The 23,488-nt window shown below is 65.8% G+C and carries 24 protein-coding genes; 9 read left to right on the forward strand and 15 right to left on the reverse strand.

Translation table 11 applies throughout. The features are described from left to right. Window positions 1-165 precede the first annotated feature (165 nt). Entirely contained in the window at window positions 166-351 is a 186-nt protein-coding gene (rpmF, locus tag ACSQ3P_RS14555; protein ID WP_069688448.1) for a 50S ribosomal protein L32, read from the reverse strand. A gap of 173 nt (window positions 352-524) precedes the next feature. Next, a complete protein-coding gene (gene mtgA, locus ACSQ3P_RS14560; protein WP_436166270.1) occupies window positions 525-1,244 on the reverse strand; it encodes a monofunctional biosynthetic peptidoglycan transglycosylase in 720 nt (239 codons plus the stop codon). Between the two features lie 156 nt (window positions 1,245-1,400). On the opposite strand from mtgA, the gene ACSQ3P_RS14565 reads away from it, so the two are divergent. Then, window positions 1,401-2,351, forward strand: coding sequence for a polyprenyl synthetase family protein (locus ACSQ3P_RS14565; RefSeq protein ID WP_436166271.1), 951 nt, complete (start codon window positions 1,401-1,403; stop codon window positions 2,349-2,351). Between the two features lie 27 nt (window positions 2,352-2,378). Here ACSQ3P_RS14565 and ACSQ3P_RS14570 read toward each other — a convergent pair whose 3' ends face one another. The 4 genes from ACSQ3P_RS14570 to ACSQ3P_RS14585 all read right to left on the reverse strand — a co-directional run bounded on the left by ACSQ3P_RS14570 (window position 2,379) and on the right by ACSQ3P_RS14585 (window position 6,704). Next, window positions 2,379-2,996, reverse strand: coding sequence for a GyrI-like domain-containing protein (locus tag ACSQ3P_RS14570; RefSeq protein WP_436166272.1), 618 nt, complete (start codon window positions 2,994-2,996; stop codon window positions 2,379-2,381). A 42-nt stretch (window positions 2,997-3,038) separates the two neighbouring features. Then, window positions 3,039-4,262 carry a histidine kinase gene (locus ACSQ3P_RS14575; RefSeq protein WP_436166273.1) on the reverse strand — a complete coding sequence of 408 codons (1,224 nt, stop codon included), beginning with the start codon at window positions 4,260-4,262 and terminating at the stop codon, window positions 3,039-3,041. Window positions 4,263-4,293: 31 nt separating this feature from the next. Beyond that, on the reverse strand, window positions 4,294-5,586 hold the full coding sequence (locus ACSQ3P_RS14580; protein WP_436166274.1) for an adenylosuccinate synthase: 1,293 nt from the start codon (window positions 5,584-5,586) through the stop codon (window positions 4,294-4,296). Window positions 5,587-5,882: 296 nt separating this feature from the next. Further along, complete coding sequence (locus ACSQ3P_RS14585) at window positions 5,883-6,704, reverse strand: AraC family transcriptional regulator (protein ID WP_436166275.1); 822 nt, start codon at window positions 6,702-6,704, stop codon at window positions 5,883-5,885. 132 nt (window positions 6,705-6,836) lie between these two features. On the opposite strand from ACSQ3P_RS14585, the gene ACSQ3P_RS14590 reads away from it, so the two are divergent. Both ACSQ3P_RS14590 and ACSQ3P_RS14595 read left to right on the forward strand, forming a co-directional pair. Continuing rightward, window positions 6,837-8,036 (forward strand): MFS transporter, encoded by a 1,200-nt coding sequence (locus ACSQ3P_RS14590; protein ID WP_436166276.1) that lies wholly within the window; start codon window positions 6,837-6,839, stop codon window positions 8,034-8,036. Between the two features lie 229 nt (window positions 8,037-8,265). Further along, the gene (locus ACSQ3P_RS14595; RefSeq protein WP_436166277.1) at window positions 8,266-8,844 is read left to right on the forward strand and encodes a tyrosine phosphatase family protein; all 579 of its coding nucleotides are present in this window, start codon (window positions 8,266-8,268) and stop codon (window positions 8,842-8,844) included. Between the two features lie 240 nt (window positions 8,845-9,084). On the opposite strand, the gene ACSQ3P_RS14600 is transcribed toward ACSQ3P_RS14595, so the two are convergent. Continuing rightward, window positions 9,085-10,797 carry a mucoidy inhibitor MuiA family protein gene (locus ACSQ3P_RS14600; RefSeq protein ID WP_436166278.1) on the reverse strand — a complete coding sequence of 571 codons (1,713 nt, stop codon included), beginning with the start codon at window positions 10,795-10,797 and terminating at the stop codon, window positions 9,085-9,087. Window positions 10,798-11,192: 395 nt separating this feature from the next. Here ACSQ3P_RS14600 and ACSQ3P_RS14605 point away from each other — a divergent pair, with 395 nt between their 5' ends. After that, window positions 11,193-11,429: a hypothetical protein gene (locus ACSQ3P_RS14605; RefSeq protein ID WP_436166279.1), complete on the forward strand. Its 237-nt coding sequence runs from the start codon at window positions 11,193-11,195 to the stop codon at window positions 11,427-11,429. A gap of 82 nt (window positions 11,430-11,511) precedes the next feature. On the opposite strand, the gene ACSQ3P_RS14610 is transcribed toward ACSQ3P_RS14605, so the two are convergent. Together ACSQ3P_RS14610 and ACSQ3P_RS14615 are read right to left on the reverse strand one after the other, a co-directional pair. Further along, window positions 11,512-12,363 (reverse strand): OmpA family protein, encoded by an 852-nt coding sequence (locus ACSQ3P_RS14610; RefSeq protein ID WP_436166280.1) that lies wholly within the window; start codon window positions 12,361-12,363, stop codon window positions 11,512-11,514. 146 nt (window positions 12,364-12,509) lie between these two features. After that, a complete protein-coding gene (locus ACSQ3P_RS14615) occupies window positions 12,510-12,908 on the reverse strand; it encodes a RidA family protein (RefSeq protein WP_436166281.1) in 399 nt (132 codons plus the stop codon). A 170-nt stretch (window positions 12,909-13,078) separates the two neighbouring features. On the opposite strand from ACSQ3P_RS14615, the gene ACSQ3P_RS14620 reads away from it, so the two are divergent. Then, complete coding sequence (locus ACSQ3P_RS14620) at window positions 13,079-13,675, forward strand: TetR/AcrR family transcriptional regulator (RefSeq protein ID WP_436166282.1); 597 nt, start codon at window positions 13,079-13,081, stop codon at window positions 13,673-13,675. A 116-nt stretch (window positions 13,676-13,791) separates the two neighbouring features. Here the strand turns inward: ACSQ3P_RS14620 and ACSQ3P_RS14625 are convergent, their stop codons facing one another. After that, entirely contained in the window at window positions 13,792-14,676 is an 885-nt protein-coding gene (locus ACSQ3P_RS14625) for a type 1 glutamine amidotransferase (RefSeq protein ID WP_436166283.1), read from the reverse strand. Window positions 14,677-14,824: 148 nt separating this feature from the next. Between ACSQ3P_RS14625 and ACSQ3P_RS14630 the strand changes: the two genes are divergently transcribed. Continuing rightward, window positions 14,825-15,823, forward strand: a complete 999-nt coding sequence (locus ACSQ3P_RS14630) for a DMT family transporter (protein ID WP_436166284.1) — start codon at window positions 14,825-14,827, stop codon at window positions 15,821-15,823. 11 nt (window positions 15,824-15,834) lie between these two features. Then, entirely contained in the window at window positions 15,835-16,191 is a 357-nt protein-coding gene (locus tag ACSQ3P_RS14635) for a hypothetical protein (RefSeq protein WP_436166285.1), read from the forward strand. Between the two features lie 156 nt (window positions 16,192-16,347). Here ACSQ3P_RS14635 and ACSQ3P_RS14640 read toward each other — a convergent pair whose 3' ends face one another. Then, on the reverse strand, window positions 16,348-17,277 hold the full coding sequence (locus ACSQ3P_RS14640; protein WP_436166743.1) for a LysR family transcriptional regulator: 930 nt from the start codon (window positions 17,275-17,277) through the stop codon (window positions 16,348-16,350). 109 nt (window positions 17,278-17,386) lie between these two features. Here ACSQ3P_RS14640 and ACSQ3P_RS14645 point away from each other — a divergent pair, with 109 nt between their 5' ends. Continuing rightward, complete coding sequence (locus ACSQ3P_RS14645) at window positions 17,387-18,067, forward strand: DsbA family protein (protein WP_436166286.1); 681 nt, start codon at window positions 17,387-17,389, stop codon at window positions 18,065-18,067. Between the two features lie 36 nt (window positions 18,068-18,103). Further along, window positions 18,104-19,000, forward strand: coding sequence for an MBL fold metallo-hydrolase (locus ACSQ3P_RS14650; RefSeq protein WP_436166287.1), 897 nt, complete (start codon window positions 18,104-18,106; stop codon window positions 18,998-19,000). A gap of 49 nt (window positions 19,001-19,049) precedes the next feature. On the opposite strand, the gene bla is transcribed toward ACSQ3P_RS14650, so the two are convergent. The 4 genes from bla to ACSQ3P_RS14670 all read right to left on the reverse strand — a co-directional run bounded on the left by bla (window position 19,050) and on the right by ACSQ3P_RS14670 (window position 23,374). Next, window positions 19,050-20,060 (reverse strand): class A beta-lactamase, encoded by a 1,011-nt coding sequence (gene bla, locus ACSQ3P_RS14655; protein ID WP_436166288.1) that lies wholly within the window; start codon window positions 20,058-20,060, stop codon window positions 19,050-19,052. Between the two features lie 65 nt (window positions 20,061-20,125). Then, on the reverse strand, window positions 20,126-20,389 hold the full coding sequence (locus tag ACSQ3P_RS14660; RefSeq protein WP_436166289.1) for a DUF1902 domain-containing protein: 264 nt from the start codon (window positions 20,387-20,389) through the stop codon (window positions 20,126-20,128). Between the two features lie 4 nt (window positions 20,390-20,393). Continuing rightward, the gene (gene serA / locus ACSQ3P_RS14665; protein WP_436166290.1) at window positions 20,394-21,995 is read right to left on the reverse strand and encodes a phosphoglycerate dehydrogenase; all 1,602 of its coding nucleotides are present in this window, start codon (window positions 21,993-21,995) and stop codon (window positions 20,394-20,396) included. 200 nt (window positions 21,996-22,195) lie between these two features. Next, window positions 22,196-23,374 (reverse strand): phosphoserine transaminase, encoded by a 1,179-nt coding sequence (locus tag ACSQ3P_RS14670; RefSeq protein WP_436166291.1) that lies wholly within the window; start codon window positions 23,372-23,374, stop codon window positions 22,196-22,198. Window positions 23,375-23,488 lie beyond the last annotated feature (114 nt).

The raw sequence follows: 23,488 nt of genomic DNA on the forward strand, positions 1-23,488 counted from the left end.
TCTAGAGCAGGATGCGAAAAAGTGGGAACCGGTTTTTCGCATCGATCCTGCTCTAACTCCTTGATGAGAGCCGGATGAGTTCGTATTCCAAAGAAAAAGCCGGCCTCGCGGCCGGCTTGTTTCGTTAGCGTCGGGCACAAGGCCAGGCGCTGGGCATTGAGGCGATCAGGCCTCGGCCTTGACCTTCAAGACCTGGCGGCCGCGATACATGCCGCTCTTCAGATCGACATGGTGCGGGCGGCGCAGTTCGCCGGAGTTCTTGTCTTCGATATAGGTGGGCTGCTTCAGCGCGTCGGCCGAGCGGCGCATGCCACGCTTCGACGGCGACGTCTTTCTCTTCGGAACGGCCATAGTAATCTCCATCGTGCCGCCGTCCGGAAGCGCTTGGCTCAAGGCCGCGCTGCCGTCACGACGACGGATCAATCTCGTGAGGCGTTGCCCATACACGCTGCGGCGCGCGCTGGCTAGAGCGGGATGCGAAAAAGTCGCAAGCCAGCCTGTGAATTGAGTCCATAGCTTCCGAACTAGTCCATGTCTTCCTCGCCCTCGGGCACCGCGCAGTTGCCGAGCGCGCCCAATTGTCCGACGCGTCGCTGCACGCGTGCCGCCCCTGCCTGCAGGCTGCGGCTTGGCCGGCCAGGGTCGCGCGCGCTCGGATTCGGCAGGGCGGCGGCGAGCCTGGAGGCTTCCGGCCCGGTCAGCCCTGCCGCCGATTTCTTGAAATAGCGCTGGGCCGCGGCCTCCGCGCCGAACAGCCCATCGCCCCATTCGGCGACGTTGAGATAGACCTCGATGATGCGCTGCTTCGGCCAGGCGAGGTCGATCGCCAGTGCCAGCGGAATTTCCAGCGCCTTGCGGATGTAGGAGCGGCCGGGCCAGAGGAAGAGGTTCTTGGCGGTCTGCATGGTCAGGGTCGAGGCGCCCCGGCTGGGCCCGTCCTCATCGTCGAGCACCGTGTTGAGCTCGATCCAGTCGACGCCGGAATGGGCGCAGAAGCGCTGGTCCTCGGCGGCGATCACGGAGCGGATCAGGGCCGACGAAATCTGGTCGAGCGGCACCCATTGCCGTTCGACCGGCTGCAAGCTCAGCCAGCGCGCGATCATCAGGGTCGATGGCGCCGGGATGAAGCGATAGAGCAGGAGGCCGAGCGCCAGCGCGATCAGCAAGCCGAGGACGAGCCGGCCGATCCAGCGAATCAGACGCGCGAAAAGCCCGCGCCGCGCCGTCCGCTGTCCTGCCGCCATGCCCTCACGTCCCCTTGGTTTGCTGTCCCTTGGCTTGACGGTGCCGGCCGGCTCCGGCAATCGGGGCTCTCATCACCTGGTGAGGGCAGGCTTCATGCGAGACACCGGTTGCCGCCGTCCCGCATCCCGCGCTCACGGCGAATGCGAGATCCGCGCATGAGTTCCGCCCTGCCCACCGCCGAGACCGGCGACCTTGCCTCCAGCCTCGCACGGACGGCGCAGGCGATCGAGTCCCTGTTGGACGCGCTGCTGTCGGCTGCGCCACGCGAGAGCGAGATCGCCCGGCCGGAGCCTTTGCTCTCGGCCATGCGCCATGGCGCGCTCGGCGGGGGTAAGCGGCTGCGGCCCTTCCTGACGGTCGAGACCGCGCGGCTCTTGCGTGGCGATGCGGACCAGGCGCTGCGGGCGGGTGCGGCGGTCGAGCTCGTGCATTGCTACTCGCTGGTCCATGACGACCTGCCGGCGATGGATGACGACGACACGCGCCGTGGCCGGCCGACCGTGCACAAGGCCTTTGACGAGGCGACTGCGATCCTGGCCGGCGACAGCCTGCTGACGCTGGCCTTCGATGTGATGGCGGATGAGGCGACGCATCCTTCGGGCGAGGTTCGCGCGGGGCTCGTTCTAGCCTTGGCGCGCGCCTCGGGGTTAGGGGGCATGGCGGGCGGGCAGATGCTCGACCTTGCGGCGGAGGGGCGCTTCGACGGCGGCCGGCCGCGCAGCCTCTCCGAAGCCGAAATCCGCCGCCTGCAGGCGATGAAGACCGGCGCCCTGCTGGCGGCGAGCGTCGAGATCGGTGCGCTGATCGCAGGTGCCGCGCCCGAGGCGCGCGCCGCGCTGGTCCGTTACGGCCGGGCGCTGGGTGCTGCCTTCCAGGTGGCCGACGATATCCTCGACATCGAGGCCACGCCCGAGGAGCTCGGCAAGGCGACGGCGAAGGACCAGGACAAGGGCAAGGCGACATTGGTCGCGGCGCTGGGGCTCGCGGGCGCCAAGCGCGAGCGCGACCGCTTGAGTGCCGACGCAATCGCGGCGCTGGCGGGCTTTGGCTGGGAAGCGGACATGCTGCGCGCGGCAGCGCGTTTCGCTGCGGAGCGCACGAGCTGACGGGGCCCGGTGCAACCGGGAGCGGAGCTAAGTCTTGAGCTTCACCGGCTGGCGCAGGATCGTTTTGAGCTTGGCCGAGTCAGTCTTGCGCGGATCGCTCAGATAGATCTCGTGGTGTGGCCCGTTGAAGGCCAGCCCCCTGTTCGGCATCACCTCACCATGGAGCCGGGCCAGGACCGGACCTTCGTCATCGTAGCTGCCCACATGCAGGGTCTGGAGCGATAGCCCTTCACTATGGGGTTCGAGGCGTAGGCTTTGCGGGGGCTGGCCGCGTTTTCCGCCCGTCTTGGCCACAGCGTTCTCGAATAGGTCACGGGTGACGAAATCAGGGACCATGATCATCATCGTCCAGCGCCACTGGTCCTTTTCGCGTGCGATGAAGCTCCTGGGATCGTCTGCCCACCACAATCCTTCCAGCGGCGGCACGACATAATCCTTGCCGAGTGCCGCCTTCGCCGCGAATTTCATGGCATAGCTGACCCCGTAGAGCCATTCGACCGCCGAACGGTAAGCTGGAGCGGTGTTGGGATCGCCTCCGCCATCCACCTTGACGAACTGCATCTGCGGCACTTCGACCGAAACGAACTCTCCGGCGGGCGGGTTAAGGAGCGGCTTGAGAAGCTTTCTGAAATCAAGCTTCTCCATCCTCGTCGCCATCCTCGTAGACCCCAGCTAAAAAGCGCGGCTCTAACGCCAGCGGCCGAAGGCGTCGGCCAGGGTCTGGCTGCCCGGGAAACCCTTCTCGAAGGTCAGGATGCCGCGCTTGCCTGAGGCGAAGCGGATCGGCACGTCGATCCAGTTGCGGTTCAGGATCAGGTCGAGATTGCGCTCGACCTCCACGGGCACGTTCGACAGGGCCGCGACGAAGAGGTTCTCGCCAAGCGCCGAGTTGATCGCCGACAAGGGTGCGCCGCGCTCGTTCTCGTCGGTTTTGAACTGCGGTACGCCGACCTCGCGGATGGTCTCCGGCGCTGTCGTGCCCGTATTGGTGAAGCGCAGGCCGATAATGTGCGAGGCCGGGAAGGCCGTATCGGTGTTGCGGCGGATGGTGAAGTCGAGCCCGATGCCGGCCTCCGGTACCTCGATCGTGGCGCGTACGATCGTCTCGACCGGCCGGCCTGGGCCGGCGCTCTCGCTGTCCAGCCGCCAGAAGACGCGGCCGTTCACGGTGCGCGGCTGCTGCGGGTTCTCGGCGACCTCGGTGTAGAGGATGGCGCGCTGCGCGACGGTGATCTCGCTGCCCTGCGCGGGTGCGCCGGTATTGCTGTTCGGCCGGGTCTGCGGCGGCGCTCCGGCATCGCCGACGCGGTCGTTCAGCTTGCCGGCGGCGTCGGGCTGCGGCGGCTGCGCCGGCGTCTCGACATGGCTGCGCGCCGTGTTCTCGGGCGGCCTGACCTTGTTGACGTAATAGGCGGCGGCGGCGATCGCCGCGACCGCGATGGCGACGCCGCCGCCGACGATGGCGGTGCGGACATGGCCGGGATTGACGCGGCGTTCGCGCCGGGGCGCGACGCGGGGGCGGATCGTCTGCTGCTCGGCGGCTTCCGGCAGCGGATCCTCGAAGCGCCCGTCATCCTGGGTTTGCTCGGGCTCCGCTTGCGCGATGGCGGCCGGAGGCGTGGTGACCTCCCTGCGGGCCGGTTCGGGCGTGACGGCGGGGCGGAAGACCGGCCCGGCCTGGGCTGGCGGATGCGCCGGTCCCTCGCCGTAATCGGCCTCGATCTTCGCCACGGCCTCGTCGAGCGAGAGCCGCTCGCGCATGATCTCGGCCTCGCCGAGCGGCGGGTCAAGACTGCGCAACTGCGCGACGAGCGCGGTCCTGGCGCGGTCATAGACGGCCCGCCGCGCCGCAGACGACTTGTCGGGCAACCCAGCGATTGCACGTGCCAGGATGGGATAGAAATCGGCCATTGGCCTCACTTGTCGATGTTGGCTGGTCCCGTCAACCCTCGAAAGGGTTGTGGACGAGGATGGTGTCGTCGCGTTCCGGGCTGGTCGAGAGCACCGCCACGGGCGCGCCGATCAGTTCCTCGATACGGCGGACATATTTGATCGCCTGGGCCGGCAGATCGGCCCATGAACGGGCGTTCGCGGTCGAGCCTTCCCAGCCTTCGATCGTCTCGTAGACGGGCTCGACGCGGGCCTGGTCGCTCTGTCCGGCGGGCAGATGCTCGAGCAGGTCGCCATTGAGCTTGTAGCCGATGCAGACCTTGATCTCCTTGAAGCCGTCGAGGATGTCGAGCTTGGTCAAGGCGATGCCGTCGATGCCCGAGGTCTTCACCGTCTGGCGGACCAGACAGGCGTCGAACCAGCCGCAGCGGCGCTTGCGCCCCGTGACGACGCCGAATTCCTTGCCCTTCTGGCCGATCAGTTCGCCGATTTCGTCGAAGAGTTCGGTCGGGAAGGGGCCTTCGCCGACGCGGGTCGTATAGGCTTTGGCGATGCCCAGCACATAGCCGACCGCGGAGGGGCCCAGCCCCGAGCCGGTCGCGGCCTGGCCGGCGACGATGTTCGACGAGGTCACGAAGGGGTAGGTGCCATGGTCGACATCGAGCAGGGCGCCCTGGGCGCCCTCGAACAGGATGCGCTTGCCGGCGCGACGCTCCGAATCGAGCAAGGCCCAGACGGTGTCGGCATAGGGCAGGATCTGCGGCGCTATGGTCGTGAGCTGCGTCAACAACTCCGCTCCGTCGACCTCGGCGATGCCCAAGCCCCGCCGCAGCGCATTGTGATGCGCGAGCAGGCGCTCGATCTTGGCCTCGAGGATCGCGGGATCCTTCAGGTCGATGACGCGGATGGCGCGGCGGCCGACCTTGTCCTCATAGGCCGGGCCGATGCCGCGCTTGGTCGTGCCGATCTTGAGACCGGCATTCGAGGTCTCGCGGAAATGATCTAGCTCGCGATGCAGCGGCAGGATCAGGGTCGCGTTGTCGGCGAGGCGCAGGTTCTCAGGGCTGATCGCGACGCCTTGCTTGCGCAGCCGCTCGATTTCCTCGACCAGATGCCAGGGGTCGACGACAACGCCGTTGCCGATGACCGAGAGCTTGCCGGGCCGCACGATGCCCGAGGGCAGCAGCGAGAGCTTGTAGACATTGCCGTCGATGACGAGGGTATGCCCGGCATTATGGCCGCCTTGAAAGCGCACCACGACATCGGCCTGGCTCGACAGCCAGTCGACGATCTTGCCCTTGCCCTCGTCGCCCCACTGGGCGCCGACCACCACCACATTTGCCATGGTCCAGGTGTCCTGCTGTCTTGCCTGTTTGATCCCACGCAAGCGCCGCGCACATGAAAAACCCCGGCGCAAGACCGGGGTTTGTAAGGCAGGTTCTTGCAGGCCCTCATGAGGCAACACTGCGGCGAGGTCAAGGCTGTGCATATCCGATGTCGCTGGTCGCGGGGCTCGTGGCGGCGTCGCTGTGCGTTCTTTGGCGATCGAAAAGGCTGCATGGGGCGCTTGAGGCGAGGAATCCTGGTTCCTGACCAGGGCTGCCTGCCTGCGAAACCCGAGCGGCACAGTCCCGACGTCGCTCAGCCCGCCAAGGAGCGGCGCATATAGGCGCGCGGCGGGGTTCCCAGGCGGCGCGTGAACATCGTGGTGAAGGCGGCGACATTGTCATAGCCCGCCAGCATGGCGATCTGCGTCACCGGAGCGCCGGCGGCGAGCTTCGGCAGGCAGGCGAACAGGCAGGCCTGCTGGCGCCATGCCGCGAAGCTGAGGCCGGTTTCGCGCAGGAAGAAACGGGTGAAGGTGCGCCGGCTCATCGCCAGCCTGTCCGCCCATTGGTCGAGACGCAGATGGGCCGAGGGCGCCTCCATGAAGGCCCGGCACAGCACCGAGAGCCGGGCGTCGGTGGGGAAAGGCAGGCCGAGCGGCCGGGGCGCCAGGGTCGTGACCTCCTCGGCGAGCAGGTCGAGCACCAATTGCGGCTTGCGGCCTTCCACCCCGGCGTCGTGCAGGCGAATCGCCTCGATGATCAGGCCGCGGACGAGGTCCGTGACTGCGAGCACCTGCAGGAAACGTTCGGCAAGCGCGTCGTCACCGGGCAGCAGATAGACCGAACGCATGCTGACATCGCTCATCATCTCGACGGAATGTTCGAGATGGGGCGGGATCAGCAAGGCGTGGCCGGGCGGGATCATCCAGCAGCCGACCTCGGTCGCGAGCAGCACGACGCCGGAGAAGACGCAAAGCAGCTGGATATGCCTGTGGCTGTGCGGCGGCACGGTGTAACCGGCCGGATCGTCCGAGCGATGCACGATCACGCTGCTGCCGGCATGGTAGATTTTGCCGACACTGTGACGGTGGCTCTCGTCGAGCGCTGCGACCGTCGGCGCCGGCAGTTTCGTCATATCTTTAGTTTCGTCACAACCTTGGCCCAATCGCGAAAGTTTTTGACCAAAACACGAATGAAGGTCAGCGGCAAGGCCTGTAGAAGGAACCCGGCATGGCGCGCCGAATGGCGGCGCGAAAGAGGTTTCGAGATGGTTGCGGCATTTCCGGGGGCTGAGCCCCGCATCGAGAAGACGACGACGTCGATCCTGCTGGCGGTGAGCTTCTGTCATCTGCTCAACGACCTGATGCAGTCGCTGCTCGCCTCGCTTTACCCGCTGTTCAAGGCGAATTACGCGCTTGATTTCGTCCAGATCGGGCTTCTGACCATGGCGTTCCAGGTCACCGCGTCGCTGCTGCAGCCTCTCGTCGGCATGGCGACCGACCGCTGGCCGATGCCCTATTCCCTGCCTGTCGGCATGGGCTCGACCTTCCTCGGGCTGATCCTGCTCGGCAATGCCGGCAATTTCGCGCTGCTGGTGACGGCGGCCTGCCTGATCGGGCTCGGCTCGGCGATCTTCCATCCGGAGGCGTCGCGGGTGGCCCGGCTGGGCTCCGGCGGCCGGCACGGGCTGGCGCAATCGCTCTTTCAGGTCGGCGGCAATATGGGCTCGGCGACGGGGCCGCTGCTGGCGGCCTTCATCGTCCTGCCCTTCGGCCAGGGCAGCGTCTCCTGGCTGTCAGGTGTCGCGATGCTGGGCGTCGTCGTGCTCTGGCGCGTCGGGGCGTGGTATGCGGCTCATCGCAAGCAGAATGCGGGCAAGCCCGCCGCCAGCCGCGCCTTGCCGCTGCCACAGGGGCGGGTCGCCATCGCCTTCGGCATTCTCGTGCTGCTGACCGCGACGAAGAACGTCTACATGGCCAGCATCTCCAGCTATTTCACCTTCTACGTCATCGACCAGTTCGGGCTCGGCGTGCGCGAGGCGCAGCTCATGCTGTTCCTGTTCCTGGCTGCTGCGGCGGCGGGAACATTCCTTGGCGGGCCGATCGGCGACAGGATGGGCGCGCGCTTCGTGATCTGGTTCTCGATCCTGGGTGTCATCCCCTTCGCCCTGCTGCTGCCTTACGCCAACCTGTTCTGGACGGGTGTGCTCAGCGTGGTCATCGGGCTGATCTTCGCCTCGGCCTTCTCGGCCATCGTGGTGTTCGCGCAGGAGCTGGTGCCGGGGCGCGTCGGGCTGATCGCGGGAGTGTTCTTCGGCTTCGCCTTTGGGGCCGGCGGGCTGGGAGCGGCGCTACTCGGCAACTTCGCCGACACGCATGGCATCGCCTTCGTCTACCGCATCTGCTCCTACCTGCCGCTGCTGGGGTTGCTCACCATCCTGTTGCCGCGCCTTCCGCGTGCGGGGTAGGGGCTGACCGCTCCGTCTGCAGGGCAGGCCGTCATCCGCGGCGGTTGCCGCGAAGGGGGCGGCTCGCAAGAGCAGGATGCGAAAAAGTGGGCACCGGTTTTTCGCATTGATCCTGCTCTCGCTTTTAGATGAGAGACGGATTCAGATCTCAGATGGGATCACTTCGTGATTCCATCTGAGATCATCCGGCTCTATGCCGGCAGCTCTCTCCTGCCGCCGGAGCTCCCGCATGAAGACGCTCGCCATCTCGACCCTGACGATCTGCGGCATCGACGAATTGCCGGCGCAGAGCGAGCGCCGCGTCACGCATGTCCTCTCCCTGCTCGATCCGGGCCTGGCGGAGCTCGACGCCTTCGGCGCCTATGGCGAGCATCATCGCGTCACCTTGCGCTTCCACGACATCCTCGGCCCCTCGCAGGGCTATACCCATCCGCAGCCGAAGCATGTCGAGGCGATCCTGGGCTTCGGCGAGAGCCTGCGGGAGGGCGTGGCCGGCCGCGTCGAGGGCCATCTCCTGGTGCATTGCCATATGGGCATTTCGCGCTCGACCGCTGCGATGCTGGCGCTGATGGCGCAAAACGACAGCGAGGCGAGCGAGGACGAATTGTTCGACCGCCTGCGCAGCGTGCGTCCGCAGGCCTGGCCGAATTCGGTGATGATCGGCTTCGCCGACGAGCAGCTTGGCCGTGGCGGGAGATTGGTCGAAGCGCTGCGCCGCCATTACGGCCACCAGCTCAAGGTCCAGCCGCAATATCAGGACTGGATGACCCGGCTCGGCCGGCAGAGCGAGCTCGACATGGCGCTGTGAGCGCCGATTTGCATTTGGCCTTCGCCGTTATTCCGGGGCGGCCCGCAGGGCCGAGCCCGGAACCCACGACCGGGTGAGCGCCGGAAACGGCTAGAGCATTTTCGAGCGAAGTGGACACCGGTTCGCGTGAAGAAAATGCTCTAGTGGCCGGACGGCCCAGTCGTGGGTTCCGGGTTCATGCCTGCGGCATGCCCCGGAATGACAGTGCAACGGCGGCAAATCTCCAGTTCACCGAATGCCTCAGCGCGCCAGGCGCGGCTCGGCTATGGCCTGCGGCTGGAAGGTGACCTCGCGATCGCCGGGCCATTTGATCCGGTAGGCGAGCTTGATCTCCTTCTCGGTCGCGGGGGCGAGGTCGAAGGTCCAGGCCTGGATGCCGCGCTTGTCGCCGACCTGCTTTTCGGTCGGCGGCGTGGTCTGCGGCAAGGTCTCGATGGTGATGGCGCTGCTCTCGGAGAAGGGCACGCGCTCGGTCACCGTGACCTTCACCGGCTGGGCATGCAGGCTCTTCACCACGGTGCGGAACTCGCGCAGGTCGGTGCGGCTCTGGCCGAGCCAGGTCGGGTCGTTCTCGCGCCGCCTGACCGGCGCGCGCGTCACCTTGAGCTTGTCGTCGGCGCCGAAGCCGAGCTCGACCTTGTCGCCTGAGGCGACGAGGCCGATCCGGCCCTTGCCGATATAGCCGCCGTCGCGATGCAGGAAGACCTCGCCCGGCAGCAATGGGGCCTCGTCCTCATGGGTGAAGGCGGCTTCGAGATAAGCTTTCTCCTCCAGCTCCGGCGTCGTCCGCGCGCTTAGATTCGGGCTGACCTTGCTCTGGCTCAGCAGGACGGCCTTGGACGAGCCGTCCTGCGGAACCGTGATCCGGCCGGGCACCTGGAAGCTCGCCTGATAGGCGCCGGCCTCGATGGTCGAGGCCGTGATGGTCGCCGGCTGCGCGACGCGGTCCTCCAGCGATTGCGTTGCACCAAAGCCGCGTGGCGCCGGCGCACTGGCAATGGCGGGAGGAGCGGCGCGCTCCGTCGCCTGCTTGCGGGCCTGCTCCATGGCGCGCTCGCGAGCCTGATAGATTTCCTGCGGCTCGAAGAACATCACCTGCATCGGGGCGAGATCGGGCGCCCGCGTGCCGCCGGCCGAGCGGGTCGTCGAGAGGGTGACGGCGACATCGGCCCAGTCCTCGCCGCTGCGCTGGCGCAATTCGGCGCGGCGCATGAAATTGATCTCAGGCTTGGCCCCAGCGCTGCCGGTAGCGAGCCTGGCCTCATAGAGCGGCGTCCAATTCGCCCCGGCGACGCGATAGCTCACCGTGAACTCGGCCGCGACGGGAGCAGGTGCCTCGACGGCGATGGCGACGTCGCGCTTGGGCGCGCCAGGGCGGCCCGTTTGCGGGCGGGCGCGTTCGAGGGCTGCGATCTCGCTTTCGATTTCGGAGGCGCGACCGCGCACAGCCCTGAGCTCGGCATTGACCTTGACCAGCGCGGTGCCGATCGCGTCAAAAATCGCCGGCCAGTCGGCGACCGGCAGCGCCTTGCCGTCGGGGCCGAGCTTGTCGGGGCCGGTCTGCGCAAAACGTTCGATCGTGCCGCGCTTGGCCTCGATGGCGCCAGCCTGGCCGTCGAGCACGGCCTTCTCGTCGCGCAGCGCCTTGAGCTTGGCCTCGATCACGCTGTCGAGCGGCTTGGCGTCGCCAGGTGCGAGGCGGACATCGACGGCGCCGATCGAGAAGGAGCCGTCACCTTTGCCTTCGACGCGGATCGAGGCGGGGTCGATCGTCGCCGGCAGGCCGCGCAGGACGATCTGCGAAGCGCCCTGCAGCAGTTCGGCCCGGCCGAGGCGGGTGATCACCGCCCCGTCGGGATAGACGGTGACGCGGTCGATCCGCGAGGCGAGGTCCATTTCAGCGGCGGCGGCAAAGCTCGGCGCGACGATCAAGGCTGCGGCCAGTCGGCTCATCATAGCGGTGTCCCCTCCCAAATCACGGTGCCCGCGATAAAGCACGCCCGATTTCGACGTGGCAAAGGCGGAATTGGGCCGGACTGCGGAAGGGAGTGGCGGAGTGCGCCACAGGTGTTGACGCGGGGATGGGGAGATGGGGGTTAGGCTGTGCGAATATTCAGAGCGGGACCACTCTCGATCCATTGCGGAGATTGCATCGGATACGTCGCTACGTCCGAGATGAACGGCCCATAAGCGTTATGCTTTCCCCGGGCACGGCTTATGCTTGTCCACCCAATGTCGCGTTTGACATGGGGGGTAGGCCGATGGAGCGGTTCCTAGCGCTATTCTTCTGCCTATGCGCCGTCTGGATACCGGCTGTCGCCGCAAACGCAGCCGATCCCGTGCAACCCATGACGCGTCAGGCACGGGCCTGTCTTGCCTGGGACAAGGACCTGCATCGCCTGCTCGATTGGAGCGAGCAGTTCGGTATCCATGCGCCGGAACTGCGTGTGAGCATTCGCGCAGAAGCCCGCAAGCTACGGGAGAGATGCATACGCGACATCAGCATGGCCTCGCTCAATCGCTATGTCATGCTCATGAAGCTGCTTTATGATGACGAAGCGGACGAGTTTGAAAGCTTCGACTGAAGCACCGCTATAGTGCCGCATTTCAGCCAAGCGGGGTCAGGGCTCGCGCCGGATTGCCGAGATGGCCGGCCGCCGCCGAGGATCAGAACGGCGGAAGGTCGATCGTGGTGCTGCGCATCGGTCCCTGGATCGATCCCAGAAAGTCGAAGTTCAGATAGCTCGGCTCGTTCCACTTCAAGGGTTTGACCAGATAAGTGAAATCGGCGGCCCCGCGTGTCTTGCCGAAGGCGAATGAGTCGCTCGGCGCAAAAAAGCCCTTGATGATCTTGGCGTCGCCGCCGAAATCGCGGGTCGCCATGATCCGCACCTGCCCCGGGGGCGTCCAGAACGGGTGATAGTCGCTGGGTTTCAGGGTCTGGCCAGCCTGGATTTCCAGGCCGATGCCGGCATTGAGCTCGTCGCCTTCGAACAGATAGCGGTGAGGCCTCTGCTTGAAGCGATCCGTGATCTCGACCACGATCTTGAGCTTGCCCAGGAAGTAGGTCCCGACCTTGGAGATCTTGAGGAAGCGGAGGTGGAACAGCTGCGCTTCGCCGATCTGGGGCGGCAGCGGCTTGTCCTCGAAGGGCGGCGGCTCGTCATCGGGCTCCACGCCCTTGTCGCTCGGCACCGCCTTGATGTGCACGGAGCGATCGAGGCGGTTCTCCCACTCCTTGGCGTATTTTTCGCCGGCGCCCGTCGGCTTGATGCGCAGCGAGCGCAGCGGCGTATGGAGGCGAAGATGCAACGCGACGGCCTGCGCCCGCCGCAAGGACAGCGCCTTGTTGTGGGCCGTGCTGCCCGAGGCGCTGCAATGGCCGATGATGGCGATGTTCCAGGGCATGAGCATGCCCTTTTGCATGATGATCGGGGCGAGGACCTTCTCGATATAGCCGCGATGCAGCGACTTCAGTCGGGCGCTGTCGATGTCGAAGTCAAAGAGCAGAGTGCTCACAGTCGGTTCGCGTCTATATTCTTCAAACCCGCCGGCGCTTCCGGTTTTTCTTATCATCGCGCATCCTCCGGTGAGTAGAGGTTTCCGGCGACGTTACGGTATAGAAAACTCTATTGCACGCGGATTCCTTGGCCCAATATGGAGGATTACGCATTGCCGGGAATGCGGGCGATGACCTTGATTTCGAAGTCGAAGCCGGCAAGCCAGTTGACGCCGATCGCGGTCCAGTTCGGATAAGGCGCCTGTGTGAATACTTCGCTCTTCACGGCCATGATGGTTCCGAACTGGTTTTCGGGATCGGTGTGGAAGGTCGTCACATCGACGATATCGTCGAAGCCGCAGCCCCCTGCGGCGAGGGTCGCCTTCAGATTGGCGAAAGCCAGCCGAACCTGACCGGCAAAGTCCGGTTCCGGCGAGCCATCGGAACGGCTGCCGACCTGGCCGGAAACAAACAGCAGATCGCCGGAGCGGATCGCGGCCGAATAGCCATGTGCCTCGTAAAGAGCATGGCGGTTTGCCGGGAAGACGGCAGCGCGTTGCATCATGTCAGGGTCCTTTCAGATATTGCTGTCCCGCGCGAAGTCGATTTGGCAGTCGGCGGCCGGGACTTCACAAAAGGCAGCGTGATTTGATATACGTCTCGTATGTAGAATAATCTCACATACGGTACGTATGTCAACTCGGGTGCGCTGCGTATCCGCAGTGAAGGTGAGCCATGGCCCCAAAGCGCCGTATCGAAACGATGGAGGAAAACCGCGCCAAGCTGATTTCGGCTGCGCGCAAGGCCTTTGCTGAAAAGGGTTTTGCCGCAGCCTCGATGGACGAGTTGACGGCAGATGTCGGCCTCACTCGCGGGGCGCTCTACCACAGCTTCGGCGACAAGAAGGGGCTGCTCGCCGCCGTTGTCGCTCAGATCGATGGCGAGATGGCCAGGCGCGCGCAACAGGCCGGCGCCGCAAAGCGGACTGATTGGGAGGGGCTGCTCGCTGAAGGGGCGGCCTATATCGAGATGGCGCTCGATCCTGAAGTGCAGAGGATCGTACTGCTCGACGGACCTGCTTTCCTCGGCGACCCGTCGCAATGGCCAAGCCAGAATGCGTGTCTGCATGTGACGAAGCAGGCGGTCGCCAGGCTGGTCTCGGAAGGCATCCTGGCGCCGGTTGATGTCGAAGCCGCGGCTCGCCTTCTCAATGGAGCGGCGCTGAATGCAGCCCTGTGGGTGGCGGCGAGCGAAGAGCCGCAGTCGGTTTTACCCAAGGCCATAGAAGCGTTTCAGCTCATGGCGTCAGGCTTGTTGGCGAAGCGAATCTGACCTCAAGCGCGCCGGCAGGGTTCCGGTGTTTTTCAGGGAGCGCGAACGCATTCGGGCTCTCGTCAAAGAATGAGAGCAAGATGCGAAAACCGGTTCCCGCTTTTTCGCATCTTGCTCTAAGCCCGTCCCCGCGCGCTTGCCTGCGGCTGGACGCGGTGCTCCAGGAAATTGCGCAATTCGGTGACGCGGCGCCAGGGATCGAGCACCTCCTCGTCGAGCCCATGCGCCCAGGCGAGGTCGCTGCGCGCCGGGTCGGCGTCGAGGGCCGTGATGTCGGCGAGCCAGGCGGCCGTGGCGGCTTCGTCCTTGCGAAACCCTTCCGCGATTAGCAGCGGCGTCATCCGCCCCAGGATCGAGGCGACCTGCGCCAGCGGGAATTCGGGGTGGTACTGCACGCCCCAGAACAGCCCGCCTGCATGGGCGATCTCGCAGGCATGGACCGTGCTGTAGGGGTTGGAGGCCAACACGGTCGCGCCAGCGGGAGGCTGTGCGATGGTGTCGAGATGGATCGCTGGCGCGTCGAAGGCGGCCGGCCGGCCCGCGAGCAGCGGATGGCTCTGCCCGGCCTGTGTCAGCGTGATCCTGCGGGCGAAGCCGATCTCGCGGCCCCTGGGATTGGCGATGACCGTGCCGCCGGCCGCGACCGCGCCCATCTGGATGCCCCAGCAGGAGCCGAAGCAGGGCGTGCCGCTGGCATAGATCGCCCGCATCAACTCGATCTGGCGCGTGACCGCCGGCTCGAGATTGTAGATGTGCAGCGAGGAGCCGGTCAGGAAGATGCCGTCATAGGATTGCAGGCCGCTGCCATCGGGCAGGTTGGCGCCCTCATCGGCCGGCAGGCAGATATCGGTGATGCTGCCCGGCGCGATGCGGCTGATCTCCTCGGCATAGGCGTCGGCGGGTGAGAGGTCGCGATAGCCCGCCGCATGGTTCTCGCGCTGCTCGCGCGTGTTGCCGTCGACGAAGAGCAGGCGGAGCGGGCGAGGCGAAATCTGCAGCATGAGCGGAGTCCAGGCCAGAAAAGCGTGCCAAAGGGGCGTACGGAGGGATGCGCGGGGCGACGGGCGGCCCTGCGCCTCATCTCATAGGAGGCAAGCCGCCTGCAAGGCTATTGCAATTGCTCATTCCTGAGGCAGCCGGACGCCAGACGTGACAGAAGCCGAGACCATGCCGGCCAAAATTCCGCCCAACAAGATTCCGCTCAGCAAGCCCCCGCTCGACAAGACTTCCGTCAACGGGATCGTCAGCAAGACGCTGCCGCAGCGTCTCTGGGGCAATGCCTATCTGCTGCTCAGCCTGACCACGCTGATGTGGGCCGGCAATGCGGTGGCCAGCCGCCTCGCGGTCGGCCAGATCTCGCCCATGGCCCTGACCTCGCTGCGCTGGGTTTTCGTCTGCGCCATCCTGCCCTGGCTGATGCGGCGCGAGCTTGCCGCCTATTGGCCGGTGTTCAAGGCGCGCTGGCGCTATGTCGTCATGACGGGGGCCGTGGGCTTCACCGCTTTCAACGCGCTGATGTATCTCGCGGGCTATTCGACGACGGCGATCAATATCGGCATTCTCCAGGGCGCGATCCCGATCTTCGTCCTGGTCGGGGCCTTCCTGGCCCATCGCACCGCGATCGGCCCGCTGCAGGCGTTCGGCGTCTTCGTCACCCTGCTCGGCGTCATGGTCGTCGCCAGCCGCGGCGATTATCACGTGCTGACGCAATTCGCCTTCTTCCCCGGCGACCTGCTGATGATCCTGGCGAGCTTTTTCTATGCCGGCTACACGGTTGCGATCCATTCGCGGCCGGTGATGCCCGGCCTCGTCTTCTTCACTGCGCTGGCGATCGTCGCCTGCCTCGCCTCGCTGCCGCTTTTCGGTGCCGAGATCGCGATGGGCCACAGCTACTGGCCGACGCCGAAGGGCTGGCTCATCCTCGCCTTCGTGGTGATCTTTCCCTCGCTGATCTCGCAGATCTTCTTCCTGCGCGCGGTCGAACTGATCGGCCCCGGCCGCGCCGGCGTCTTCGTCAATCTGGTGCCGGTCTTCGCGCCGATCCTGGCGGTCTTCATCCTCGGCGAGCAATTGGCGCTCTATCACGGCCTGGCGCTGGCGCTGGTGCTCGGCGGCATCTTCATCGCCGAACGGCTGGGGAAGCGGTGAGGTTCAGGGTCATGATCTCACAGGTCAGTTTGGTCGCCGGTTTGATGATCGTGTCGAGCTCCGGCGCCTTGGCGGCGCCGCGATATCTATCCTGCGAATTTGCGCAGCCCTCGGGCAAATCCCAGATCTTCAATTTTGCGCTCGACGCTTCCTCGGGAACGCTTGGAATCCATGTTCCGAGCACCGGCAGTGAAAGACAGGTGAAGGCGGTCTTCGCCGCCAACACAATCACCGCGAATGAGGGCGCGGTCGCATGGGAGATCGACCCATCCAAGCTGGTCGTTGTCCGCGACAAGCGGATGGTGGGGGAGAAGGATCGCGGCGTCTGCAAGCGCATATCCGCCGGGGAAAGCGGTTTTGACCAATAGGGGCGTTCTCAGAGCGCGCGCCATGATATCGGCCGGCCCGGCTCTCAATCGGCTGTCGCGGAAGCCCTGACATTCGCGGCAAGATCGGCGGCCGCGGCCGGCATGCCGCGGGAACTCTCGGGCGCATTAAACGCATTTTACGAGGCAAGTCTCCTTTTACGAGGCAAGTCCCGGCGGAAGCGCGATCGCCCGCTTTTGCTGCTCCGCCGCGATCAGCATTTCCACGAAAGCGGTCACCTTGCGCGGCCGAAACCGCGCTGCGGGATAGACCGTATGGATGCCGCCGGACGGCAGCGACCATTCCGGCAGGATGTGAATCAGCCGGCCCGACGCCAGTTCATCTGCAACCAGGAAATCCGGCAGAACCGAAAGACCTCCCCCGGCTCGAACGACCCCGAGCACCCCGGGCGTCGTGTCGATGGCAATTCTCGCCTGCAGGCGAACCGCGCGTCGATCGAGATCCCCACGCGAGAATTGCCACAGCAGCGGTTCGCGCAGTGCCATGTTGGCGACGAACGGAAGGGACACAAGATCGTCCGGGTCGAGGACCCCGGCAATCCGGTCCGCGAACGCCGGTGCTGCGACCAGCACTTGCTGGAAGGAACCGATCTTGCGCGCCTGAAGGCTGGAATCCGCAAGCCAGCCGACGCGGACCGCCATGTCGACCCGGCCGGATGTCAGATCCATGGTCCGGTCGCTCAGCGTCTGCTCCACGCGGCAAGCCGGATAACGCGCCGTGAAAGCCGCGATGACCGGAGCGAGCACCGCGGCGCCATAGTCGTTGGGCGCGGTGATCCGCAAGGCTCCGGTCGGCTCGATGGCGGCCTGGGCTAGTTCGTCGAAGGCATCCTCCGCTTCACGCAGGATCATCACGCAGCGGGCGTGAAACATCACCCCTGCCTCGGTCGGATGGACGCGGCGAGTGGTGCGCACGAGAAGGCTCGTCCCGAGATCCTGTTCGAGCTGCGCCACCTGGTGGCTGACCACGGCCTTGGTGATGCCGAGCCGCTCCGCCGCGCGCGTGAACGAGCCGGTATCAACGACTGCGGCGAAATAGCTCAACCGATTGAGATTCATCGTTTCGATCAAGTCTCGCCGGCATTGATTGTCAAACAATAACAGACATTCTGTCTTATCTGTCGGTCTTTCTCAATCAATACCCGCGCGTCATATCTGGTGGCGAAGGAGGCCGGATATGATCGCTGCCACACACGTCACCTATCTCTTCGATCCGCTGTGCGGCTGGTGCTACGGCGCCTCGGCGGTGCTCGAAAAGCTTGTGGCCAGGCCGGACTTCATCATCGATCTCGCGCCGACAGGACTGTTTGCCGGCACTGGGGCTCGTCCGATGGATGACGGTTTCGCGGCTTACGCCTGGAGCAATGATCAGCGCATTTCCCGCTTGAGCGGCCAGCCCTTCAGTGAAGCCTATCGCCGCGATGTGCTTGGCGACCATACGCGCCTCTTCGACTCCGGTCCTGCGACGCTGGCGCTCACCGCTGTCGCCGTCACCGCCCCGGATCAGGAATTCGCAGCGCTCAAAGCCATTCAAAGCGCCCGTTACGTGGACGGACGCGACATCACCGCTGTCTCCGTCCTCTCCGATATGCTGCGCGCCCTGGGCCTGCAGGAGGCCACTGATCGCCTCACAACGCCCGATGACGATCTGCTTGCCACCTATCGCAAGCGTACCGAGGCCGCGCGCGAAGAAATGCACCGCTTTGGCGCCAACGGCGTTCCAGCCCTGATTGCGGGCGTGGGAGAGAGCCGCCGTCTCGTGCCCGGGAATGCGCTCTTCGGCAGCCTTGAGGTCCTGGTCGCCAGGCTGAAGGGCGTGAGCCCGGATCTGACGTCACCAGACAAGCGTCTCGGCTGAATTTCATCGTCGCAAACCCATCGACAGGAGACCATCATGTTCACAAGGAGATCCATCATGACATCCAGCATCGCCGCCGGCACTGCCGCCGTCTTTGCTCCGGCGGGCCTCAGCCATGCCGCAGGGGCGCTCAGCTGGAAGCATTTTCCTGCCGGGCAGAACGGTTTCTATCGCGCCCCGGTCCTGGTCTCCGGGGCCACGGAAGCCGTGCTGATCGACGGCGGCTTCACATTGTCTGACGGCCGCGCCCTTGCTGAGGCGATCAAGGCGACCGGCAAGAGGCTCACCACGATCTATATCAGCCAGTCCGACCCCGATTATTATTTCAGCCTCGGACCGATCAAGGCCGCCTTTCCCGATGCGCGCGTGATCGCCGCCTCAGCCACGGTCGAGGCGATCAAGGGCAGCGTCGAGAAGAAGCTGGCCGTCTGGGGGCCGCAGCTCAAGGAGAACGGCCCGCAGACCCTCGCCGAGGTGGTCATTCCCGAAGCATTCGACGGCAAGGCGATCGCCGTCGATGGCGAGAGCATCGAGATCGTCGATGCGGAGGGCCTCCCCAACCGCCGCTATCTCTGGGCGCCGTCGCTCAAGGCGGTGTTCGGTGGCGTGCTGATCTTCTCCGGCGTTCATGTCTGGACCGCGGACACCAATAGCGCCGAACTGCGGGCCGCTTGGGTCAGGAACCTCGACCTGATCGCCGCGCGCCGGCCTGCCATCGTCGTCGCAGGCCATATGACGACTGACGCCAAGACCGATCTGTCCGGCCTTGATCACACGAAGGCCTATCTGCTGGCTTTCGAGGAAGAGCTGGCGAAGAAGCCCGATTCCGCTGCGCTCAACGCGGCCATGAAGGCGCGCTTCCCCAATTTGGGAATGAGCGTCGCGATCGATATCGGCGCCAAGGTCGCGACCGGCGAAATGAAGTGGGGCTGAGCGCCACGGGCGCCAATCTCGATCTGATCCGCACGCGGCCTTGCGCGCTTCAGCGCAGCGCCGCGACCGCCGCCTTCGCCACCGCCGCATGGGCGGCCTCGCGGGTCTTCTCGTCGGCCTTCGACCCGGCGAGATAGACCGCGATCGCGAAGACGCGGCCATTGGGCAGCGTCACGATGCCGATGTCGTTGGTGGCGTGGTTGACGCCGTCCATGGTCAGGCCGGCCCCGGTCTTGTGGGCGAAGCGCGCCCCTAGCGGCAGGCCGGCGCGGATGCGCAGCGGGCCGCTCGTCGTCTGCGTGATGACCGTATCGAGGAAGGCGGCATGGGCCGGGTCGCGCAGCCAGTTGCCCTTGGCCAGCGCCTCCAAGAACAGCGTGCTCGCCTCGGGCGTGGCGGCGTCGCGTGGGTCCTTGAGGGCGAGAGCGAGCGCGGCCGAGCGCCTCCTCGGAGAGAGCGCCTTCAATTCGGCCCGGAAAGCCTGCTCGTCGACGGTCCTGTCCCAGCCGAAGCCTTGCAGGCCGAACACCTGCGGCTGGAACTCGCGCTCATAGCGATCGACCGAAATCCCCCCGATGCCGCCATCCCGGAGCATCTTCGTCACCGCTTGGGGGCCGCCAATGAGGCGCATCAGAGTGTCGGCCGCGGTATTGTCGCTCTGGCCGGCGGCGAGCACGATCAGCTCGCGCAGCGGATAGGCGTTGCTCTCGCCCGTGAAGGCCTTGGCCAGCGGGCTGTGGAACAGCGAGAAATCCTTGCGGGTGATGGTGATCGGCTGGTCGAGCTTCAGCTTGCCGGCCTCGACCGCCTGCAGCACCGCGACCGCCAGCGGCAGCTTGAAGACGCTCTGCATCGGGAAGGTCTCCGCTCCGCGATGCGACCAGCTCTTGCGGTCCTTCAGGTCGAGCAGGGCGACGCCGAGCCGGCCCTGCGACTGGCGCTCGATCGCCGCGATCTCCTGGTCGAGCCTGGCCTTGTCCCAATCGGCGAGGGCCGGTGTCGCGAGCAGAGCCGGCGTAGCGGCGAGGATGGCGAGGGCAAGGGCAGCGTAGCGAAGCATGAGGCGTCTCCTGTGGCGGCGCCACAGGGGAGTGTGATTGGGGCGGCGATGGGGCGCGTTTTGGGCTAAGCCGCCCCGCCCGGCTCTTCCGTGCAGATCTCCAATTCGATCGGGCAGTCGCAGTCGAGATCGAGATGATCCGGCACGAGCTGCTTCAGGCGTTCGCGCAGGCCCTCCAGCGTCGGCGCTTCCGTGACGATGCCGAGATCGCAGCAGGAAACCGCGTACCAGAGGTCGGCCTCCTCGTCGCGGCGGACCTCGAACTTGACGGGAAGCATGGGCGCAGCCTTGCGGGGTGCGACCATGGCGCGCAGATCTGCAAAACGCATCAGCTCAGAACCTCAGCCGCCGGGCGCGTTTGACCATCGGGATTTCGTGGATCTTGTCGAGCAGCGCGTCCGAGATCGGCTCGTCGACGGCGACATAGCAGATCGCGTCGCCGCCCGGCTTGTCGCGGCCGAGCGAGAAGGTCGCGACATTGACGCCGGCCTCGCCCAGGAGCGAGCCGAACTGGCCGATGAAGCCCGGCTTGTCGGCATTGCGGACATAGAGCATGTGCGGGGCGAATTCGGCATCGACCTGGATGTCGCGGATCTCGACGATGCGCGGCTTGCCGTCCTGGAAGACCGTGCCCGAGGCATGGCGCGGCATGTCCTCGGCCTCGACCACGATGCGGATGACGCTTTCGAGGTTCCCCGCGACTTCGCGGGTCAATTCCTCGACCACGATGCCCTTCTCCTTGGCGATCATCGCGGCGTTGACCATGTTGATCTCGGGCAGGAAGGGCCGCAGCACGCCGGTGATGGCGGCAGCCGAGATCGCCTTCAGGTTGAGATGGGCGACTGCGCCCTCATATTCGATGCGGATGCCCTTGACCGGCGCCTCGGTGAGCTGGCCCAGGAACGAGCCGAGCTTCTCGGCCAGCGCCACGAAGGGCTTGATCCGCGGCGCTTCCTCGGCCGAGATCGAGGGGAAGTTCACCGCATTGGTGATCGCGCCCTTGAGCAGGTAGTCCGACATCTGTTCGGCGACCTGGAGGGCGACATTCTCCTGCGCCTCGTTGGTCGAGGCGCCCAGATGCGGCGTGCAGACGACGTTCTCCAGGCCGAAGAGCGGGTTGGCCTCGGCGGGCTCGACCGAGAACACGTCGAAGGCCGCGCCCGCGACATGGCCGGATTTGATCAGTTCGGCCAGCGCCGCCTCATCGACCAGCCCGCCGCGGGCGCAGTTGATGATGCGCACGCCCTTCTTGGTTTTGGCGAGGTTCTCCGCCGAGAGGATGTTTTTGGTCATCGCCGTCATCGGCACATGCAGCGTGATGAAATCGGCGCGCTTGAGCAGGTCCTCCAATTCGACCTTCTCGACGCCGAGCTGCACCGCCCGCTCCGCCGACAGATAGGGGTCGAAGGCGATGACGCGCATCTTCAGGCCGATGCCGCGCTCGGCGACGATCGAACCGATATTGCCGCAGCCGATCAGCCCCAGCGTCTTGGCCGTGATCTCCACGCCCATGAAGCGGTTCTTCTCCCATTTGCCGGCCTGGGTGGAGGTGTCGGCCGAGGGGATCTGCCGGGCGAGCGCGAACATCATCGCGATGGCGTGCTCGGCGGTGGTGATCGAATTGCCGAAGGGCGTGTTCATCACGATGATGCCGCGCGCGGTGGCGGCGGGAATCTCGACATTGTCGACGCCGATGCCGGCGCGGCCGATCACCTTCAGGTTCTTGGCAGCCTCGAGCAATTTGGCGGTGGCCTTGGTCGCCGAGCGGATGGCGAGGCCGTCATACTCGCCGATGATGGCGGCGAGCTTGTCCTTGTCCTTGCCGAGGTTGGGATCGAAGGTCACCTCAATGCCGCGATCCCGGAAGATCTGCACGGCGGCGGGCGACAGGGCGTCGGAGATGAGGACTTTGGGGGCGGGGTTCTGAGCGGTCATCGGGGATGGCTCCGGCGGCGCAGTGGCGCACGCGAAAAGAGGAGTGCCTCGCCTGTCATTCCGGGGCGGCGCGTCAGCGCCGAACCCGGAACCCATGACGGGGTGCGACGGTGTGGATGCAGCAGCGGGGAAGGCTCGCCCGGTCGTGGGTTCCGGGTTCGCGGGCAAGAGCCCGCGCCCCGGAATGACAGGGCAGCGCCTTACGCCGCCTTCTTGCTCAACCCCGCCTTGGCCTCGGCGAAGGCGTATGTGATCCAGGGCAGCAGCGCCTTGAGATCGCGCGATTGCACGGTCGCGCCGCACCAGATGCGCAAGCCCGGAGGGGCATCGCGGTAGTGGCCGAGATCGAAGCCGGCGCCGGCCTTCTCGATGATCGCGACGACCTGCTTGGCAAACGCCGTCTGCGCGTCGGCCGAGAGCGCCGTCACCGCCGGGTCGGTGAATTTGAGGCACACGCTCGTATTGGAGCGCGTCTTCGGCTTCACCGCCAGGAAGTCGATCCAGTCGTTTTCGCGCACGAACTTTTGCAGCACGCGGAAATTGCCGTCGGCGCGCTTCACCAGCCCGTCCAACCCGCCGACCTTCTTCGCCCAGGCCAGCGCATCGAGATAATCCTCGACCGCGAGCATGGAGGGCGTGTTGATCGTCTCGCCCTGGAAGATGCCCTCGGAGAGCTTGCCGCCCGAGACCATGCGGAAAATCTTCGGCAGCGGCCAGCTGGGCTTGTAGGTCAGCAAACGCTCGACCGCGCGGGGCGAGAGGATGATCATGCCATGGGCCGCCTCGCCGCCGAGCACCTTCTGCCAGGAGAAGGTGGTGACATCGAGCTTGGGCCAGTCGAGGCGCTGGGCGAAGGCTGCCGAGGTCGCGTCGCAGATCGTCAGCCCCTCGCGGTCATCGGCGATCCAGCTCGCATCCTGAACGCGCACGCCCGACGTCGTGCCGTTCCAGGTGAAGACGACGTCGCGGGTTTTCGTGTCGACCTTCTTCAGGTTCGGCAGTTCGCCATAGGGCGCGGTGATGGTGCGCACATCGGTGAGCCGCAGCTGCTTGGCGACATCGGTCACCCAGCCCTCGCCAAAACTTTCCCAGGCGACCATGTCGACGCCGCGCGCGCCGAGCAGCGACCACATCGCCATCTCGACGGCGCCGGTGTCGGAAGCGGGCACGATGCCGATGCGGTAATCGGCCGGCACCTGCAGCACCTCGCGGGTCAGGTCGATGGCAAGCTTGAGCTTGTCCTTGCCGACCTTGGCGCGGTGCGAGCGGCCGAGCGCTGCGTCAGAGAGATGTTTGAGAGCCCAGCCGGGGCGCTTGGCGCAGGGGCCGGACGAGAAATGCGGCACGCGCGGACGCGTGGCCGGAACGGTATTCGCCATCGATGTCTCCATCCTTACAGATGGGCGCGCCACGGTGGGGTGGCGTGTCCCGTCGATGGGGGTAGGGCGGGAGGGGTGGGGGAGTCAAGCGGCTTCCATTTTTCTGACCAGAAT

It is taken from the genome of Allobosea sp. LjRoot9 (genome assembly GCF_964252745.1).
Lineage (GTDB): Bacteria > Pseudomonadota > Alphaproteobacteria > Rhizobiales > Beijerinckiaceae > Allobosea.